The 18,218-nt window shown below is 68.1% G+C and carries 22 protein-coding genes and 1 pseudogene; 15 read left to right on the top strand and 8 right to left on the bottom strand.

Annotation, left to right across the window (positions count from 1 at the left end):
- The 5 genes from rsxG to rsxA form a co-directional block, all read right to left on the bottom strand.
- Positions 1-609 (bottom strand): electron transport complex subunit RsxG, encoded by a 609-nt coding sequence (gene rsxG, locus GH681_RS08985; protein WP_153161140.1) that lies wholly within the window; start codon positions 607-609, stop codon positions 1-3.
- 15 nt (positions 610-624) lie between these two features.
- Entirely contained in the window at positions 625-1,713 is a 1,089-nt protein-coding gene (locus GH681_RS08980) for an RnfABCDGE type electron transport complex subunit D (protein ID WP_228111846.1), read from the bottom strand.
- Complete coding sequence (rsxC, locus tag GH681_RS08975; RefSeq protein WP_153161139.1) at positions 1,710-3,236, bottom strand: electron transport complex subunit RsxC; 1,527 nt, start codon at positions 3,234-3,236, stop codon at positions 1,710-1,712. Before rsxC ends, GH681_RS08980 begins: the two co-directional genes overlap by 4 nt.
- Positions 3,237-3,319: 83 nt before the next feature.
- Positions 3,320-3,847 (bottom strand): RnfABCDGE type electron transport complex subunit B, encoded by a 528-nt coding sequence (locus GH681_RS08970; RefSeq protein ID WP_153161138.1) that lies wholly within the window; start codon positions 3,845-3,847, stop codon positions 3,320-3,322.
- A 14-nt stretch (positions 3,848-3,861) separates the two neighbouring features.
- Complete coding sequence (rsxA, locus tag GH681_RS08965) at positions 3,862-4,440, bottom strand: electron transport complex subunit RsxA (protein ID WP_153161137.1); 579 nt, start codon at positions 4,438-4,440, stop codon at positions 3,862-3,864.
- A 300-nt stretch (positions 4,441-4,740) separates the two neighbouring features.
- On the opposite strand from rsxA, the gene nifL reads away from it, so the two are divergent.
- From nifL to GH681_RS08915, 10 genes are all read left to right on the top strand, one after another.
- Complete coding sequence (gene nifL / locus GH681_RS08960; protein WP_194271185.1) at positions 4,741-6,270, top strand: nitrogen fixation negative regulator NifL; 1,530 nt, start codon at positions 4,741-4,743, stop codon at positions 6,268-6,270.
- A 20-nt stretch (positions 6,271-6,290) separates the two neighbouring features.
- Positions 6,291-7,895 carry a nif-specific transcriptional activator NifA gene (gene nifA, locus GH681_RS08955; RefSeq protein WP_153161135.1) on the top strand — a complete coding sequence of 535 codons (1,605 nt, stop codon included), beginning with the start codon at positions 6,291-6,293 and terminating at the stop codon, positions 7,893-7,895.
- 127 nt (positions 7,896-8,022) lie between these two features.
- Positions 8,023-8,352, top strand: coding sequence for a ferredoxin (locus GH681_RS08950; RefSeq protein ID WP_153161134.1), 330 nt, complete (start codon positions 8,023-8,025; stop codon positions 8,350-8,352).
- 4 nt (positions 8,353-8,356) lie between these two features.
- On the top strand, positions 8,357-8,626 hold the full coding sequence (locus GH681_RS08945) for a nitrogen fixation protein NifZ (RefSeq protein ID WP_153161133.1): 270 nt from the start codon (positions 8,357-8,359) through the stop codon (positions 8,624-8,626).
- Positions 8,627-8,644: 18 nt separating this feature from the next.
- Positions 8,645-9,175 carry a flavodoxin gene (locus GH681_RS08940; RefSeq protein ID WP_153161132.1) on the top strand — a complete coding sequence of 177 codons (531 nt, stop codon included), beginning with the start codon at positions 8,645-8,647 and terminating at the stop codon, positions 9,173-9,175.
- A complete protein-coding gene (locus GH681_RS08935) occupies positions 9,172-9,477 on the top strand; it encodes a hypothetical protein (RefSeq protein ID WP_153161131.1) in 306 nt (101 codons plus the stop codon). Before GH681_RS08940 ends, GH681_RS08935 begins: the two co-directional genes overlap by 4 nt.
- A gap of 15 nt (positions 9,478-9,492) precedes the next feature.
- Positions 9,493-9,885, top strand: a complete 393-nt coding sequence (locus GH681_RS08930) for a hypothetical protein (RefSeq protein WP_153161130.1) — start codon at positions 9,493-9,495, stop codon at positions 9,883-9,885.
- A gap of 9 nt (positions 9,886-9,894) precedes the next feature.
- The gene (gene modD, locus GH681_RS08925; RefSeq protein ID WP_153161129.1) at positions 9,895-10,746 is read left to right on the top strand and encodes a ModD protein; all 852 of its coding nucleotides are present in this window, start codon (positions 9,895-9,897) and stop codon (positions 10,744-10,746) included.
- A gap of 172 nt (positions 10,747-10,918) precedes the next feature.
- The gene (locus tag GH681_RS23635; protein WP_228111845.1) at positions 10,919-11,164 is read left to right on the top strand and encodes a hypothetical protein; all 246 of its coding nucleotides are present in this window, start codon (positions 10,919-10,921) and stop codon (positions 11,162-11,164) included.
- A gap of 720 nt (positions 11,165-11,884) precedes the next feature.
- Positions 11,885-13,300, top strand: coding sequence for a TonB-dependent receptor (locus tag GH681_RS08915; protein ID WP_153161128.1), 1,416 nt, complete (start codon positions 11,885-11,887; stop codon positions 13,298-13,300).
- Positions 13,301-13,347: 47 nt separating this feature from the next.
- On the opposite strand, the gene GH681_RS08910 is transcribed toward GH681_RS08915, so the two are convergent.
- The gene (locus GH681_RS08910; RefSeq protein ID WP_153161127.1) at positions 13,348-13,920 is read right to left on the bottom strand and encodes a hypothetical protein; all 573 of its coding nucleotides are present in this window, start codon (positions 13,918-13,920) and stop codon (positions 13,348-13,350) included.
- A gap of 294 nt (positions 13,921-14,214) precedes the next feature.
- Here GH681_RS08910 and GH681_RS08905 point away from each other — a divergent pair, with 294 nt between their 5' ends.
- The 3 genes from GH681_RS08905 to GH681_RS08895 all read left to right on the top strand — a co-directional run bounded on the left by GH681_RS08905 (position 14,215) and on the right by GH681_RS08895 (position 15,802).
- A complete protein-coding gene (locus GH681_RS08905; protein WP_228111844.1) occupies positions 14,215-14,745 on the top strand; it encodes a Dps family protein in 531 nt (176 codons plus the stop codon).
- Between the two features lie 78 nt (positions 14,746-14,823).
- Positions 14,824-15,534: an alpha/beta fold hydrolase gene (locus GH681_RS08900; RefSeq protein WP_153161125.1), complete on the top strand. Its 711-nt coding sequence runs from the start codon at positions 14,824-14,826 to the stop codon at positions 15,532-15,534.
- Between the two features lie 70 nt (positions 15,535-15,604).
- A complete protein-coding gene (locus tag GH681_RS08895; protein ID WP_153161124.1) occupies positions 15,605-15,802 on the top strand; it encodes a hypothetical protein in 198 nt (65 codons plus the stop codon).
- A gap of 10 nt (positions 15,803-15,812) precedes the next feature.
- Here GH681_RS08895 and GH681_RS08890 read toward each other — a convergent pair whose 3' ends face one another.
- Together GH681_RS08890 and GH681_RS08885 are read right to left on the bottom strand one after the other, a co-directional pair.
- Entirely contained in the window at positions 15,813-16,385 is a 573-nt protein-coding gene (locus GH681_RS08890; RefSeq protein WP_153161123.1) for a hypothetical protein, read from the bottom strand.
- A gap of 83 nt (positions 16,386-16,468) precedes the next feature.
- On the bottom strand, positions 16,469-17,629 hold the full coding sequence (locus GH681_RS08885) for a (Fe-S)-binding protein (protein ID WP_228111843.1): 1,161 nt from the start codon (positions 17,627-17,629) through the stop codon (positions 16,469-16,471).
- Between the two features lie 69 nt (positions 17,630-17,698).
- On the opposite strand from GH681_RS08885, the gene GH681_RS08880 reads away from it, so the two are divergent.
- Complete coding sequence (locus GH681_RS08880; protein WP_153161121.1) at positions 17,699-17,995, top strand: transposase; 297 nt, start codon at positions 17,699-17,701, stop codon at positions 17,993-17,995.
- Positions 17,992-18,218, top strand: a pseudogene (locus tag GH681_RS23630) (IS3 family transposase); the annotation flags it as partial. The gene GH681_RS08880 and the pseudogene GH681_RS23630, both read left to right, overlap by 4 nt.

The following is an 18,218-nucleotide window of genomic DNA, read 5'->3' as shown; positions in this document are numbered from 1 at the left end:
TCAGCCTCCCGTGATTTCCGTGCGGTGCTCGGCAAAAAAATCCAGCCCGCCCTTCACCGCCTTGACCACCGCGCGGGGGGTGATGGTGGCGCCGGCAAACTGGTCGAACACGCCGCCGTCTTTCTTCACCCCCCACCGTTCGGGGGCCGGATCGCCCAGGGACTTGCCGTCGAAGGCCTTCACCCAGGGGTCTTTCTTCACCTCGATCTTGTCGCCCAGGCCCGGGGTCTCGGTGTGCTTGAGCACCCGTACGCCCAGGGTGTGGCCTTCGGCATCGACGGCCATCAGGATGTTGATCTCGCCGGCGTAGCCCCGCTCGGCCACCTGAAAGACCGCAGCCTTCACGGCCCCGGCGTGGCGGGCGCGGTAGATCGTCACCGGTTTGCCGGCCTTGTCGATGGCCAGCGTGTCCTTCAGGAAATCGTTGTCGGCCAGCCCGGCCGGCAGCACCTCGGCGAGGGAATCCCGCAGGTCCTTGGCTTCGGCGGCGGCGATGGCCTCGCCGGTAGAGCCAGCAGCCATCGCCAGCGCGGCGCTCGCCACCAGGGCCACGATGCCGAGCAGTACCGGCTGGTAGCCGATGTGCTCGCGGATTTCGTCCAGTTTCATGGGTCAGGCGCTCCCTTACTTGGCCGGAATTTCCAGCGGCTTGCCCTTGCGGTCGCGGCCGAGGATGCGCGGCTTGACCAGGCGGTCGATGACCGGCGTGAGGGCGTTCATCATCAGCACGGCAAAGGCCATGCCCTCGGGGTAGCCACCCCAGGTGCGGATGATCCAGGTGATGAGACCGATGCACAGCCCGAAGACGATCTGCCCCGGGCCGGTGTTGGGGGATGTCACGTAGTCGGTGGCGATGAAGAAGGCGCCGAGCATCGCCGCACCGGAGAGCAGGTGCTCGGCAACACCGAGGTAATGGGCCGGGTCCACCGCGTGGCCGATGGCCGCCGGAATCGCCAGCCCCGCCAGCACCGCCACCGGCGTGTGCCAGGTGATGACGCCGGTGGCCAGCAGGTAGAGCCCACCCGCAAGAATCAGCAGCGAGGCTGATTCGCCCAGGCTGCCCGCCCGGGTGCCGAACCACGACAGGGCCGGCGCGTTGGCGGCGGCGAGGGATTGCAGCAGGTCGATGCCCCGGGACATCTCGGTCTTGGTGTGGCCCAGCAGCGAGGCACTGGCGATGCCGTCGAGCGGCGGCGCGCTGGTCACGAAGATGTGCAGCCCCTGCAGGAAATCCGGCGCCGGCACGCTGGCCAGGCTCATGGGCAGCACCCACTGGGTGAGCGGCACCGGAAACGACACCAGCAGCGCCACCCGGGCGACCATCGCCGGGTTGAAGACGTTCTGCCCCACCCCGCCGAACACCTGCTTGCCGATCACGATGGCGATGAAGCCGCCCACCACCGCCACCCACCAGGGCGCCCACGGCGGCAGGGTCATCGCCAGCAGCCAGCCGGTGAGCAGCGCCGAGCCGTCGAACAGCGTCTTGCGCACACGGGTGGAGCCGGTCATGCGCAGGGCCATGGCCTCGAAGACGAGGCACGACACCACCGTCAGCAGCCACAGGAAGAACGACGGCCAGCCGAACAGCCAGAAGCCGTAGAGGGTGGCCGGCACCAGCGCGAGCTGGACCCGGACCATGGTGCGCCCGACGGTGTTGCCGCCGTGGGCGTGGGGCGAGGCGATCGCTTCGCCCTGGAGGGTGGCGAGATTCACGCGATTTCTCCCTTCTTCGGTTCGGTGCTGGCTGGCGCCGCGGCGGCAGCGGCTGCAGCCTGCTGGGCGGCTCGCTCGGCCTTGCGTCTGGCGGCGGCTTCGGCCTTCTCGCGCGCTTCACGCTCCAGCCGCTCCTGCCGGGCAACGCCGAGCTTCTTGGTGGATTCGGTGCGCAGCTTGGCGCGCTCCCGGGCCGAGAGATCGCCCTTGGCGTGGTAGAAGTACTGCACCAGCGGGATGTGCGACGGGCACACGTAGGCGCAGCAGCCGCAGGCGATGCAGTCGGCGAGGCCCAGGTCCATCGCACCATCCAGGTCGTCGTTGCGGATGCGGGCGCTCATCTCGAGGGGCAGCAGCCCCATCGGACACGCCTTCACGCAGCTACTGCAGCGGATGCAGGCCTCGGGCTCCAGCGCCTCGGCCTCCTTCGCGTCGAGCAGCAGGATGCCGCTGGTGCCCTTGACCACCGGCACCCGGGCATGGGGCAGCAGGGTGCCCATCATCGGGCCACCCATCACCAGCCGGGCCACCTCGCCCCTGGCCCCGCCGGTGAAGGCGATCAGGTCGCTCACCAGCATGCCCAGCGGCACCTCGTAGTTTCCGGGCATGGCCGCGGCGGCGCCGTTGACCGTCACGAGGCGACTCACCAACGGCCGACCCAGCACCACCGCGTCATGCACGGCCCGGGCAGTGCCCACGTTATGAACGATCACCCCCACGTCGGCGGCGCGGGCGTCCGACGGCACCTCGCGGCCGGTCAGCTCGACGATCAGCTGGCGGTCGGACCCCATCGGGTAGCGCGCCGGCACCGGCACGATGGTGATGTTGTCGAAACCCCTGGCCGCCTCGCCCATGGCGGCGATGGCCTCGGGCTTGTTGTCCTCGATCCCCACCTTGGCGCAGCCGGCGCCGGTGGCCACCAGCATCAGACGGATGCCCGAGACGATCTCGGCGGCCTTGTCGCGCATCAGCCGGTCGTCGCACGAGAGATAGGGCTCGCACTCGCTGCCGTTGATGATGAGGGTGTCGATGTCGGAGCGGCGCCCCAGGTTGAGCTTGACCGAAGACGGGAAGGTCGCCCCGCCCATTCCCACCACGCCGGCGGCGGCCACCCGCGCGGCCACGTCGGCCGCGGCCAGGGCGTAGGGGTCGGCGGGCAGGTTTTCGGGTTCGATCCAGCGGTCGTCGCCGTCAACCGTGAGGGTGATCGCCATCGCCGGCAGGCCCGAGGCGTGGGGCGCGGTGATCTCGCCGATGGCGCTGATGACACCCGAGGTGGGCGCATGCAGCGGGGCCGAGATGTTGCCCTGGGCCGCCGCGATCAGCTCGCCCTTCCTGACCTTCTGGCCCACCAGCACCACCGGGCGCGCGGCAGCGCCCACGTGCTGGGACAGCATCAGATGCAGGCGCTGCGGCAGCGGCACCGCATGGACGGGCTGGTCGGCGGCCGGCCGCTTGTGGTCGGCCGGATGCACGCCCCAGTGCTTGCCCGTGAGTTTCTTGATCAGACTGCTGAAGTCCATGGTGGCTCCTTAGGCTCCCGTTACCCGTTGCGCCGTGACCACGGCAGCCGGCAGATTGCGTTCGCGGGTCGTCATCGCTTTCCTCATGCTGCCAGCGGCTTGGGCATCACCCAGTGCTGGACGGTGACCGGCACCGGCTTCATCGCCAGCGCCTCGGTGGGGCACTTCTCGACGCAACTGCTGCAACCGGTACAGGCCTCCCGCAGCACGTTGTGGATCTGCTTGGCCGCGCCGACGATGGCGTCGGTCGGACACACCTTGCTGCAGCGGCAGCAGCCGATGCACAACTCCTCGGCCACCATCGCGATCTTCGGGCCGTCGTCCGACAGCCCCGACAGATCGACGGTGAGACCCAGCTTGGCGGCGATCGCCGCAGCGAGGCTCTTGCCACCGGGCGGGCAGCAGGTGGGCGGCGCCGTGCCATCGACGATGGCGGTGGCGGCGCCGGAGCAGCCCGGAAACCCGCACTGGCCGCAGTTCGAGCCCGGCATCATGGCGATGAGTTCATCCACCACCGGGTTGCCCTCGACCCGCAGGGCCTTGTTGGCGATACCCAGCACGACGCCGAGCACGGCGCCAAGCACGGTGAGACTGAAGATGGCGATCAACATTTTGCGGCGCTCCCTTACACGTTCATGCCCGAGAAGCCCATGAAGGCCAGGGCCAAGAGGCTGATGGTGACGAAGGCGATCGGCGCGCCGGCGAAGGCCGCCGGCACCCGGGCCAGGGCCACGCGCTCGCGCAGCCCGGCAAAGATCAGCAGCACGATGGTGAAACCCAGGGCCGACCCGAAGCCATACACCAGGCTCTTGAACAGGCTGAAGCCCTGCTGCACGTTGAGCAGCGCCACACCCAGCACCGCACAGTTGGTGGTGATGAGCGGCAGGTAGATGCCCAGCGACTGGTACAGCCCGGGGCTCGATTTCTTGATGAACATCTCGGTGAATTGCACCACCGCGGCGATCACCAGGATGAAGGTGAGGATGCGCAGATAGCCCAGGCCCAGGGGCTGGAGCAGCCAGTTGTCGAGCATCCACGACGCGCCGGCCGCCAGGGTGATCACGAAGGTGGTCGCCAGGCCCATGCCGAGGGCGCTGTCCACGCTCTTAGAGACGCCCATCACCGGGCACAGGCCAAGAAACTTGATCAGCACCACGTTGTTCACCAACGCGGTCGACAACAGCAGTAGCAGGAAGTCCTTCATGGGATGGCGCCTCTGTTCGGGTTTAGCCAGCCCAACGCATAAGCCATGCCAACCTCGCTGCAGTGCCGCAAATGCCCGGCGGCGTGCGGAATTGTGGGGCACGCACCAAAGAGGGGCGGATTTCGGGGGGCGGAATGTCACAAAGCCGACAGGCGTTTATGTCGCATTTGCCCCGAAAACCCGCCGTCTGCCGCGCCAGCCGCGGGAAGCGGGCATTTTTGTGCACCACGGCACGGAAGATGCTCCGGCAAACCAAAGAAGCGTCCGATCCGAGAAACGCACACCCGAGGAGCCAAATTCATGCCGTCAGCCAAATGCCTCGCGGCTCAACACGCGCAACCCAGCCCGAAGCTTCCGCCGGAGGTTTATCTCCATGCCGTGAACCAGGCCGATCTGGCCATCTCGATCACCGACCTCGCGGCGAACATCCTCTTCGCCAACGAGAGCTTCACCCGGGTCACCGGCTACACCCCGGGCGAGGTGGTGGGCAACAACGAGTCGATGCTCTCCAACCGCACCACCCCGCGGGAGATCTACCAATCCATGTGGACCGCGCTGATGGAGCAGCGGCCCTGGTCGGGCAAGCTCCTCAACCGCAAGAAGAGTGGCCAGCTGTACCTGGCCGAGCTGACCATCTCGCCGGTGGTGGACGCCGCCGGCAAGACCACCCATTACCTGGGCATGCACCGGGACATCACCGAGTTCCACCGGCTCGAGCAGATGGTGCGCAACCAGAAGGCGCTGATCGAATCGGTGGTGGATGCCGCCCCGATCGCCATCGCGCTCCTCGACCAGAAGGGCCGAGTGCTGCTCGACAACCAGGCCTACAAGAAGCTCGTCACCGACCTGCGGGTGGCCGAACCGGCCCACACCCTGCTCGACAGCGTGCTCGGCACCTGGCGCACCCAGCTCTCCGACGACATCGCCACCTGCGTCTTCGAGAACCGCGAAGCCCGGGTGGACCACCGCAACGGCCGGCCCCGCTGGCTGTCGGTGACCACCTCGATGATCCAGATCCACAGCGACAACGCCGACAACTACTTCGCCTCGTCCGACCAGCCCGGGCTGCTGCTGGTGATCTCCGACGTCACCAGCCTGCGCGCCGAGCAGGAGCGCGCCCGCACCGCCGCCCTGCAGGCCGCGATGGCCGAGGAAGAGCGCACCGCGGCCCTGCGCGAGGGCCTCTCGGCGGCGATCTTCCGGCTCGAAGAACCCATGAACGTGATGGCCTCGGCGGTCTCGATCCTGCAGCGGCGCGACCCGTCCAGCGCGGATCTGCTCAAGCACGCCCTCTCCGCCGGCCGCGAGCACATGGAATCCCTGCGCCTGGTGATCCCGCCCAGCGCGCCGGAGATGGTCTTCAGCGTCAATCTCAACGAGCTGCTGCGCGACGTGCTGGAAGTGTGCACGCCCCGCCTGCTGCGCGCCGGCGTGGTGGTGGACTGGCACCCGGCCGCCACCCTGCCGCCCCTGCTGGGCCGCCCGCTGCAGCTGCGGATGCTCTTCAAGGCGCTGGTGGATAACGCCATCGAAGCCATGGACACCAAGGGCTGGAAACGCCGCGAGCTGACCCTCGCCACCTCGGTGGTGCGCAACTGCATGGTGGTCACCGTCACCGACAGCGGCCCCGGCATCCCGGCCGAGCTGCGCCACCGGGCCTTCGAGCCCTTCTTCTCGGCCAAGACGGGGGCGAGCCGCCACCTCGGCACCGGCCTGTCGCGAGCCCAGCAGATCGTCTCGGACCACGGCGGCATCATCGACCTGGACGAGAGCCCCGGCGGCGGCTGCCACGTGGTCGTCGAGTTCCGCCTGGACGGCGACCCGATCTGAGACACAACGACGAGAGCAGAATGCACGAACACGTGATCCACTCCGCGGACTGTCCGCCCCCCGGCGGCTACTGCCGCACCCACGAGCTGAACATCCAGCTGCTCGCCGCCCTCTACGCGGTCAGCCGGGTCCTCAGCCGTTCGCTGGTGTTCGAGGAGACCCTGCGCGACGTGCTGCGGGTGCTGCAGGACGAAGCCGGCCTCACCGCCGGCATGATCGGCGTCGTCGATGCCCAGAGCGGCAACCTCATCACCCACACCCTCCATCACCCCACGGGCCCCACCGGCGTGCAGTACCAGCCCGGCGAAGGCATCCTCGGCCTGATGCTCGAGAAGCCCCGCTCGGTGATGCTCGCCCGGGTCGCCGACGAGCCGCGCTTCCTCAACCGCCAGGGCATCTACCAGCAGGAGCTGCCCTTCATCGCGGTGCCGATCAAGGTCGGCGGCAACCTCCAGGGCATCCTGGCGGTACAGCCCGAGGCGCCGGAAGACGGCCTGATCCAGGAGCGCGGCCAGTTCGTCGAGATGGTCGCCAACCTCATCGGCCAGGCCCTGCGCCTGTCGCTGGAAGTGGAGCAGGAGAAATCCAGCCTCGTCGAAGAGCGCGACCTGCTGCGCCGCACGGTGCGCCACCAGTTCGGCTTCGACAGCATGGTGGGCCGCTCGGCGGTGATGCGTCGGGTGTTCGATCAAGCGCGCCTGGTGGCCAAGTGGAACACCACCGTGCTGATCCGCGGCGAGACCGGCACCGGCAAGGAGCTCATCGCCAACGCCATCCACTACAACTCGCCCCGCGCCCGCAACGCGATGGTCAAGCTCAACTGTGCAGCGCTGCCCGAGAACCTGCTCGAATCCGAGCTCTTCGGCCACGAGCGCGGCGCCTTCACCGGCGCCGTCGAGGCCCGCAAGGGGCGCTTCGAGCAGGCCAACGGCGGCACCCTGTTCCTCGACGAGATCGGCGAAATCTCGCCCTCCTTCCAGGCCAAGCTCCTGCGGGTGCTGCAGGAAGGCGAGTTCGAGCGCGTGGGCGGCAGCCGCACCGTGAAGGTGGACGTGCGCATCGTCGCCGCCACCCACCGGGATCTGGAAGCCGCGGTGGATTTCGGCGACTTCCGCGAGGACTTGTTCTACCGCCTCAACGTGATGCCTTTGTTCCTGCCGCCGCTGCGCGAGCGCATCGAGGACATCCCCGAGATCGCCCGCCACCTGCTCACCAAGATCGGCAGCGAGCAGAAGCGCAAGCTCACCCTCACCGACATGGCCCAGCGCCGCCTCGCCAGCCACGAGTGGCCGGGCAACGTGCGCGAGCTGGAGAACTGTCTGGAGCGGGCCGCCGTGCTGTCGGAAGATGGCGTCATCGACGTGGATCTGATCCGCTTCCCGAGCACCCGCGAACGCCAGCCGGCCCGCCCGCCCCGGGACATGGGCCTGGGCAGCCCGGCGCCTGCCCGGCCGCCGGCCGACGTGGATCTGAACGACCCGGGCATCTCCGAGAAGGAGCGGGTCGTGGCCGCGCTTGAACAAGCCGGCTGGGTGCAGGCCAAGGCCGCGCGGCTGCTGGGCATGACGCCCCGCCAGATCGCCTACCGCATCCAGACCCTCAACATCGAAGTGAAGCAATTCTGACCCGCTTGTCGGCTTTGCGACATCGCGCACGGCCGGCAAGCCGCTGATTTGCCAGACAAAAAATCTGGCACTCAACTTGCACGAGAGGCTCCTGACCCCAGCACTTGCACTTTCAGGAGCCACAAAAATGCCCAAACCCAAAAAACACATCCTCGTCTGCGTCCAGGGCCGCCCCCAGGGCCACCCGCGCGGTTCCTGCCAGGACAAGGGCTGCGGCCAGGTCTGGCAGGCCTTCTCGGACGAATTCACCACCCGCAACCTGTGGGCCTCGGGCTTCCAGCTCACCAACACCGGCTGCCTCGGCCCCTGCCAGGCTGGCCCCACCGCCATCGTCTATCCCGAAGGCGTGATGTACACCGGCATCAAGCCCACCGACGTCTCCGCCATCATCGAGGAACACCTGCTCCTCGACGCCCCGGTCGAGCGCCTGCTGGCCCCGGCCGACATCTGGAGCTGATGCCATGAGCGCAACCCAGTACGACATCGGCGACATGGTCTTTGCGGCCGAGGACATCCTCAACGATGGCGGCATGCCCGGCATCGACGAGGAAGAAGGCCTGATCGCCCCCGCCGGCGCCCGCGGCGTGGTGGTGCACTTCGGTCATTCGGAAGTCGACCCGAGCCGCGAGATCTACCTCGTGCGCTTCGAGACCGGCGCCGACGGCAGCCTCGGCAACCCAGTGGGCTGCCTGCCCGACGAGCTCACCCAAGACCCGCCCCCCAGCCACTGACCTTCGAGCCTCCGCGCCATGACGTCCATCGGCATCTTCTTCGGCACCGACACCGGCCGCACCCGCCTCATCGCCAAGCAGATCGCCAAGAAGCTCGGCGACGTGGCGGCGGCGCCGGTCAACATCGGGCGCGCCACGCTGGAGGAATTCCTCGCCCACGACGCCCTGATCCTCGGCTGCCCCACCTACGGCGACGGCGAGCTGCCGGGCGAGTCGGTGGGCCTCAAGCCGAGCTGGGAAGAGTTCATGCCCCAGCTGGCCGGGGTCGACCTCTCCGGCAAGGTGATCGCCCTGTATGGCCTTGGCGACCAGAAGAAATACCCGGCCGTGTTTGTGGACGCCATCGGCATCCTCCACGAAGCCCTCAGCGACCGGGGCGCCCGGCTCATCGGCCAGTGGCCCGCCGCCGGCTACGATTTCAACGCCTCCCGGGCGCTGGAGGGCGAGCACTTCCTCGGCCTCGCCCTCGACCAGGTGAATCAGCCGGTGCTCACCGAAGCGCGCATCGACACCTGGCTCGCCCAGATCCGACCGGAGCTGCTGCCATGAACACCAACGCCTGGGCCCTGCCCAAGGACCGCGCCCTGCGCCGCCTGCTCGTTTCCTTCGACCCGGCCCTGGGCGAAGCCTGCGACATCGAACCCGACAGCGGCACCGACCCCGCCATCGTCACCCTGCGCCACGCCGAGCTCGACCGCCTGCGCGCCCACGTCTTCCTGCACGGGCAGCGCCCCGGCACCTACGGCGTGTATTACGAATACCCCAACCCGCTGCCCGACATGCCCAGCAGCATCGAAAACCAGCCCCTGGCCCGCGTGCTCGACGGGCTCAGGATGCATTTCGACGCCTGAGGAGGCCGCCTCGCCATGTTCTTCCCGCCGCCCCGCCTCAACCTGGCCGCCGCCCGCAGCGAGAAGCGCGACGACGCCCGCTGGCTCGACGACCTGCCCCCCGCCTGGCGCGACATGGTGGTGGCCCCGATCAGCTTCACGGTGCACCGGGAATACGAACTGGCCGCCAGCCGCACCTTCGGCTACGACGCCTACGACCTGCGCTGCTTCTACCACCACAGCTACGTGCTCACCGAAACCCGCTCCGACAACGACGAGGATTTCTACACCGTCGTCACCCGGGGCGAGACCCTGCGCGCCTGGCGCCTGCGGGATGACCGCTGGCTCACCTGGCGGCGCACCGTGTGCGGCAGCGACGGCACCGTGAGCCGCGGCTTCTACAGCTTCTCGCCCACCTGCCCGGTGTAGCGCCCGCTCATGTCGCCCTACCGGCTGCCCGACCCGGCCCTCGAAGCCATCCTCGCCGAAGACACCCCCGAGGGCGACGCCACCACCTTTGCCCTGGGCATCGGCGATGCACGCGGCGTGCTCGAATACCGCGCCCGGGGCCCGATGACCCTGTGCGGCAGCGAAGAAGCCGCCCGCATGGGCCAGCTGCGCGATCTCGCCGTCGCCGGCCCGGTGGCCGCCAGTGGCAGCGTGCTCGACGCCGGCCAGCTGATCCTTCGCCTCGAAGGCCGGGCGGCGGACCTCCACGCCGTGTGGAAGACCAGCCAGACCCTGATGGAGTACCTCTCGGGCATCGCCAGCGCCACCGCCGCCATCGTGGCTGCGGCCCGGCGGGGCAACCCGGCGGCATCGGTGGCGTGCACCCGCAAGAACTTTCCCGGCACCAAGGCCGCCGCCATCAAGGCCATCCTGTGCGGCGGCGCCACGCCCCACCGCCTGAGCCTCTCCGAAACCCTGCTGGTGTTTGCCGAGCACCGGGCCTTTCTTGATGAATCCCCCGCCGCCAGCCTCGCCCGCCTGCGCAATGCGTGGCCCGAGCGGCGCATCGTGGTGGAAGTGGGCGACGAAGCCGAAGCCGCCCTGTGGCTCGACGCCGGCGCGGATGTGCTGCAGCTCGAGAAACTCCCCGTCGCCGCGGTGGCCCGTATCGCCGCCATCGCCGCGCGCATGCCTCGCCCGCCGCTGATCGCCGCCGCCGGTGGGGTGAATGCCGGCAACGCCGAAGATTTCGCCCGGGCCGGCGCCGGGGTGCTCGTCACCAGCAGCCCCTACTTCGCCCCGCCCCGCGACGTGGCCGTCACCCTGCGGCCCGCCCCCTGAACCCACCCACTGCCCCGCCCCCGACCATGAAGATCGCCATCGCCACCCGGGATTTCGCCACCGTCGGCGGCCACGCCGGCCAGGCCCGCCACTGGCTGCTCTACGACCTCGCCCGCTACGCCCCCGGCCAGCTGCTGCCCGCCCCCGCCAGATCGACCTCTCCGCCGAGCAGGTGCTGCACGTGTTCAAGGACAACGCCCCCCACCCCCTCGACGGGGTGGATCTGGTGGTCGCCGCCAGCGCCGGCGACGGCTTCGTGCGCCACATGCGCACCCGCGGCACCGACGTGATGCTCACCGGCGAGACCGACCCCGCCGAAGTCATCACCCGCATCGTCTCCGGCCAGCCCCTGCCCGACCAGCGCTTCGACATCACCACCACCCTGTGCAAGCTGCGGGATCTGTTCTCGCGCCACTAAAGCCCGGCCAGCCCGGCCGATGCACCGCATCACCTGCGGGCAGGACAAGGCGGTGAAACCGTGAAGGCCAGCCATCGGCGCCCACCAAACCGGGTCATCCGGCAGCGAAACACGCCTGCAGGCGGGCGAGCATCGTTTCGCGCGCTGAAACCGGCTTGCCCGCCCCCGCATCGAGGTTTCGGGCCCTGAATCATCGTTTCAGCGCCTGAATGATCGTTTCAGCGCCTGAAACTGAATCCACGCGCCATGAAACTGCGTTGCGCGCGCAATAAAGCGCGTTTCAGGCGCTGAATCGCGCCTTCTCGGGCTGAAACGACGTTTCCTGCCGCAAGAATCGATATTTTCGTGAAGAAACGCTGCCTGTGGATGGCTTCGGAGGCCGAACGCCCCCACACCACCGCCCCACCCCGCTAAAAGGTAATTACCTCGTCCGCCACCAGCGTCCCCTCGGCCAGACACCGTAGCCAGACGCCGTAGGTCGGGTTAGCCCAAAGGGCGTAACCCGACACGCGCCATCGTTTCAGGCGACCCGGGATGTCGGGTTACGCCCTTTGGGCTAACCCGACCTACCTGCCGTATGCATCGCCCTGCGAAGGCGTCGACGCGCCGCCGGAAGCAGTGGAAGATATGCCCATCGGCAACACGGCCCGGCGGGCCGGTTGCGTTGCCCGGAAGCGGAGCCGGGCTTCGTTCATGCACACAACAAAAGGGAGGAAGACCATGCACAAGCGCGACACCACGCTCAGCACCGACCAGAAAGCGCTGGCGATCAATCTCGACAAGTACAAGTACGGCTCCATCGTCGAGATCGGCGCCGGGCAGGAGGTGGCGCGGCGTTTCTTCTCGGTGGGCGCGGCGGCGGGCACCATCGCCAAGACCATGTCGGCCTACGACATGGCGGTGAGCGACGACATCTACGGCCACGCGGACCGCTACGTCAGCCGGTCCCGGCTGCTGCAGATGCTCGACAAGGAGTTCTCGCTGGTGGTGCAGCGGCTGGCCCACGTGCGTCCCAAGAACACCACCTTCTTCGCCTACGCCGCCACCGTCACCGCGCGCAGCTTCAAGCAGAAGAACGAATGCCACGGCTGGGTGGGCATCCGCCTGCAGCTGCACCCGGGCGCCGAGCCCTCCGACGTGATCCTCCACGTGCGCATGCTCGACAACGACAACGCCCAGCAGTCCGAAGCGCTGGGCATCCTTGGGGTCAATCTGATCCACGGGGCCTTCCACCACTTCCACCACCCGGCCTGGGTGGTCGAGGGTCTGGCCGACGGCCTCGGCTCGGAGCGCATCGAGGTGGACCTGATCCACTTCTCGGGCCCCTACTTCGAGGAAGTGGAAAACCGCCTGATGAACCTGCACCTCATCCGCAGCTGGCTGACCCGCGCGGTGGTGTTTGCGCCTACCGGCGACGTGGTGGTGCCGGGCGAGCTGTTCTACCGCAAGCCGGTGATGGTGATGCGCGGCAGCTTCAAGCCGGTGACGCTGGTCAATGAAGACATGATGTGCGCCGGCCTCAAGCAGTTCAGCCAGCTGGCGGCGGTGGATGAAGGGGAGATCCTGTCCCTCGCCGAGATCACCATGAACTCGCTCATCAGCGGCGACAACGTGGATGGCGCGGATTTCCTCGCCCGCATCGACCTGCTGGCCTCCCTGGGCTACACGGTGATGATCTCGGACTACGTGCGCTACTTCCGCCTGCGCGCCTACCTGCGCCGCTACACCCAGAAGCCCATCGGCATCGTGCTGTCGGTGCGCGACTTCAACTACCTGTTCGACGAGAAGTATTACGAGGGCCTGGAGGGCGGCATCCTGGAAGCCTTCGGCAAGCTCTTCCCCGACAACACCCACGTTTATGTTTACCCCACCCGCATGCAGCGGGGCGGCGAGACGACGCTGGTGACCCTCGACAACGTGGAGGTGCCGGCCAACCTGCGCCACCTGCTCACCTTCCTGAAAGAGAACCAGAAGCTCCTGGCCGTCGAACCCCACGACGACAGCCACCTGCACATCGACGTGGCCGAAGTGCTCACCGGCCTGCGCCGCGGCCGCGGGGCGTGGATGGACGACGTGCCGCCGGGCGTCGCCGAACGCATCGTCAGCAACCGCCTGCTGGGCTTCGATACCGAGTAGGCGCGGCGTGCCGGCGCGGGGCCATCGGCCTCACGCCGGCACGGGCTTCAGCGGGATTCCGTGGCCGTGCCGTCCCGTCCGCGGAAGGAGGCCTCGAGGACGGTCCGGGTGAGATCCTGATCGGCGTCGTCATCGGTGCGGACCACCAGCACCGTGTTGCCGGCCTGGATCGCATCCGCCACCAGCTCGGAGAAGCGCCCTTCCTTGTGGTTGGCGCCGACGGCCGCCCCCACCACGCCGCCGATGCTGGCAAACCAGCCCAGCATGGCGAGGGGCGCGACCACCGGGCTGGCCACGAAGAGGGTCACGCCCGACGCGACGATGGCCAGGGTGCCGAGGGCGCCGACGCCGGTGCCCACCAGCGTCCCGATGCCACCGTCCACCAGCACGTCCTTGAGCACATCATCGCTGCCGTCGTCGGCCAGCTGGGGTGGCGCCTCGTGGCAGATGCGGATCTGCCCGGCGCGAATGCCGCGCTCCTCGAGCTGCAGGCGCACGCCGTCGGCCTCTTCCCGGCTGGGATAGACCGCGGAGAACACATGCTTGGGGCGCGAGACGAGGCCGAGGGCGGCGCTCTCGGTGCCTTCAACGATCGTGATCGATTCAACTGGGTTGTTCATGGAAACCTCCTGATGAGCAGCGGTGGGCCGCCTGGAGCGGACACCGTGCGGGATAGCCCTATTTGGGGCGGGGCGGACGCAAACCGGCGGCAACCTCGTCGGAACCGATGGTGGACCTTGCGCCGCCCCCCTTCCGTGCGCCGGCGAACATTCCGCCGGGGCCGGCCGCCCGAGGGGCCCGGATACGTGCGATGGCGTACCGACGCGGCCGGTGCTCGCTGCCACCCTGCCTCCAGCGTCACCGCCCGGTCAGAACGGCACGACCACCGCACTCACATCATGGAGATCACGAGCATGAGCAAATCCGACGACATCACCGACCGGCGCAACGCCCCGCTGGCAACGCCCACCGACCTGAAGGCCAAGGCCACCCGGGACATCGCCGGCGCCATGAACGCCATCCTCGCCGACATCTACGGGCTCTACCTCAAGACCAAGAACTTCCACTGGCACATGAGCGGCCCCCACTTCCGCGACTACCACCTGCTGCTGGACGACCAGGCCGACCAGCTCTTTGCGATGACCGATCCGGTGGCCGAGCGCATCCGCAAGCTGGGCGGCAGCACCCTCCGGTCGATCGGGCACATCGCGCGTCTGCAGCGGGTTTCCGACAACGACGCGGACTACGTCGAGCCCCTCGACATGCTTGCGGAGTTGTGCGAGGACAACAAGACCCTGGCCGCGCGCTTCCGCGAAGCCCATGATCTGTGCAACGAGCACCGGGACATCGCCACCGCGAGCCTGATCGAAGTGTGGATCGACGAAACGGAGCGCCGCACCTGGTTCCTGTTCGAAGCGAGCCGCAAGGACAGGTCCGGCCACTGAAACACCCCCGCCCCGTCCCGCTTCCGGGATGCGGCCGGGCGTCCGGCACGCCGGCCATCCGCGTTGAAGGAGAACACCATGAAAGCGCAAACCCACGTCCTGTTCCTGCCCGGCCTCCTCAATGACGCCAGCCTCTTCCAGCAGCAGATCGACGTCCTCTCCGCGGTGGCGAGCACCGATGTGGCCGACCTCACCCAGGCCGAGACCATCGCCGACGCGGCCCGGAGCGTGCTCGACCACGCCCCGAAGGAACCCTTCGTGCTGGTGGGCCTGTCGCTGGGCGGCTACGTGGCCTTCGAGATCATGCGCCAGGCGCCGGAGCGGGTGGCCGCCCTGGCCCTGCTCGACACCTCCGCCCGCCCCGAATCACCCGAGGCCCGGGCGGCGCGCACCGCGCTGATGACGCTGGCCGAAACCGACCTAGAAGCCGTCTTCGAGCAGCTGATGCCGCGCCTGTCCCACCCGGACCGGATGAACCAGCCGGCGGTGCGCGGGGTCGTCCATTCGATGATGAGCAGCCTCGGCAAGGGCATCTTCCTGCGCCAGCAGCGGATGATCATGACGCGCCCCGACAGCCGCCCGAGCCTGGCCGACATCCGCTGCCCGACCCTGGTGATCTGCGGCCGCGAAGACCTCATCACCCCGCTGCCGATCGCCGCGGAGATCGCCGCCGGAATTCAGGATTCGCGGCTGTGCATCGTCGAGAACTGCGGGCACCTCTCGCCCCTCGACCAGCCGGACGAAGTGGCCCGCCTGCTACTGGAGTGGATCACCCACCTCCGCCACTGAGCAGGCGCGCGGCCCCTCAGCCCAGCGCCTTGGCCAGCAGCACGGCCACGTCTGCGTCTCGCCGCTCCACATGCAGCGGGCCGGCGAGACGACGCTGGTGACCCTCGACAACGTAGAAGTGCCGGCCAACCTGCACCACCTGCACATCGACGTGGCCGAAGTGCTCACCGGCCTGCGCCGCGACCGCGGCGCGTGGATGGACGACGTGCCGGCGGGCGTCGCCGAGAAGATCATCAACGGCCGGCTGCTGGGTTTTGATACGGAGTAAGTCCAGGCGCTCAGGCCTGTTCCGGAACCTTCTCAGCCGTATCCGCCATCTTGAAGAGCGCCGTCATCAAGTCGTTTCCAGCGGCAAACAAGGGCTCGGCGGCACCCTTGCCGACGAGCAGCGCGCTCGCCGAGTCGCTGACGCGGTATAGCGCATCCGTGGTGCGGATGTAGAAATACACCGTGGCAGGATCTGGCTCGGGATGAGCATCCACCTTTTCAGCACGGTCAACCCATCGGGCCGCCTCGGCAACAAACGCCCGAGCCAGATCCGCAGCACCGTACGCGCCACAGATGGCGGAGCCCTGCTTCTTCATGTAGATGCTCCCAGTACCGTCGGTGCAGGCGATCACCGTCGCCTGCGTGTCCTTGATGGGCCAGTCCATGGCAACACCGACCACAGCACCGGGCTGGAGGGGCGCGCTGCCGAGCATGTCCTCAGGGGCTGTGGTGTAAAAAATTTCGCGCAAGCCCTCATACAGGGCGAGGTTGGCTTTCTCCCGACGCTTACGCCACGCAGTAAAACCAAGCGCCGCGCACCCCATGAGCAGGTACAGCACCAGCTGCAGACTATCGGCATCCATGACCATCTCCTCATCGACACAATGTCAGATTCATTGTATTGCTGGCGAGGAAACGTCAATTCGATCTGGGTCAAACGCCGCCGCTACCCCAGCGCCTTCGCCAGCAGCACCGCCACATGCATCGCCTCGCGGCCGGCGCCGTCCTTGATCTGATGCCGGCACGAGAAGCCGTCGGCGATGATTGGGGCGTCGTCGGCGGCGGCACGCACGGCCGGCAGCAGCGCCAGCTCGCCCATCGCCTGGGAGGCTTCGTAGTGCTCGGCCTCCAGCCCGAAGCTGCCGGACATGCCGCAGCAGCTGGCATCCACGATGTCGAACTCGAAGCCGGGGATCCACCCGAGCACCTTCTTCACCGACTTCATCGCGCCAAAGGCCTTCTGGTGGCAATGGCCGTGCACCACCGCCCGGCCGCCGGGGATGGGCTTGAGATCCAGCTTCAGCCCCTTGTTGCCCTCGCGCATCAGGAACTCCTCGAACAGGAAGGCCTGCTTGGAGAGTTGCCCCACCGCCGGGCCCAGGGACAGGCTGTAGAACTCATCCCGCAGCGCCAGCAGGCACGAGGGCTCCAGCCCGACGATGGGCGTGCCTTCGGCCAGCGCCGGGCCCAGCGCGGCCATCCCCCGTTGCGCCTCCACCTTTGCCTCATCCACCAGCCCCTGTGACAGATAGGTGCGCCCACAGCACAGGGGCCGTGTCGGCTCGGCATCGGTGGCGACCGGCTGCAGCACCTCCACCGCATAGCCCCCGGCGCGCAGCACCTTCAGCGCCGCCTCGGCCACCTCGGGCGTGTAGTAGTGGGTGAAGGTATCCACGAAGAGCATCACCTTGCCCCGCGTGCCGGTGGCCTCAGAGGCCGGCGCGGTAAAGCCGTCGGCGACGATCTCGGGGATCGGCCGCCGGGCCGAGATGCCCAGCCAGCGCTCCGCCACCCCCGCCAGCCACGGCGAGGCGTTGCGCAGGCGCACCAGGCGCTTGAGCAGCGAGCGCCGCGCGTGCAGCCAGCGGGGCAGCCCGGCAAACAGCCGCACCCGCCGCGAGGGGCCGAGCCGGGCATTCCGCTGGGCGAGGTATTCGGTCTTGATGAGGGTCATGTCCACCGCGCTGGGGCATTCCTTCTTGCAGCCCTTGCACGACACGCACAAGTCCATCGCCGCGGCGAGGTCGGGGTGGGCGAAGGGTTCGTCACCCAGCTCGCCGTTGAGCGCCGCCTTGAAGGCCTTCACCCGCGCGCCGGTGGAATGCATCGGGTTGTAGTGGTCTAATTTCCTCGGACACCTCGATAGGTGGATCATCCACCCGTAGAGGAGAACTTAATGAAACAGAAACGCCGGGCGTTCGATGCGAGCTTCAAGCTGCAAGTCGTCCAGATGATCAGGGACCAAGGCCTGAGCGTCGGCCAAGTATGCCGCGACATGGGTCTGGGAGAGACCGCGGTGCGGCGCTGGCTGGCGCAACTCGATGCGGAGCAAAGCGGACAGGCAGGTATCGGCAAGCCGCTGACGGCTGAACAGCAACGCATTCGCCAGCTCGAGGCGGAGAATCGGCAGCTTCGCCAGGACAATGACCTGCTGAAAAAAGCGTCGGCCTTCTTTGCCCGCGAACTGAAATGACCTACCGGTGCATCGCTCAGTTGCAAGAGAAGGCCGACAACACCGCATTGCTGTGCCGGTTGCTGGGCGTGAGTCGTTCGGGCTTCTACGCCGCCCGCTCACGCAGGGGCGAACCCGCCAGGGTTTGCCCAACGAGCACCCACCTGCGCGCCGCCTTCACCGCCTCCGGACGCTGCTATGGCAGCCGGCGCCTGCGCGCCGTCCTGCATGCGCAGGGGCTTCG

The organism is Zoogloea sp. 1C4 (genome assembly GCF_009469605.1).
Classification (GTDB): domain Bacteria; phylum Pseudomonadota; class Gammaproteobacteria; order Burkholderiales; family Rhodocyclaceae; genus Zoogloea; species Zoogloea oryzae.
The sequence above is the reverse complement of the archived record's forward strand: the minus strand, read 5'-3'. Positions and strand labels throughout refer to the sequence as shown.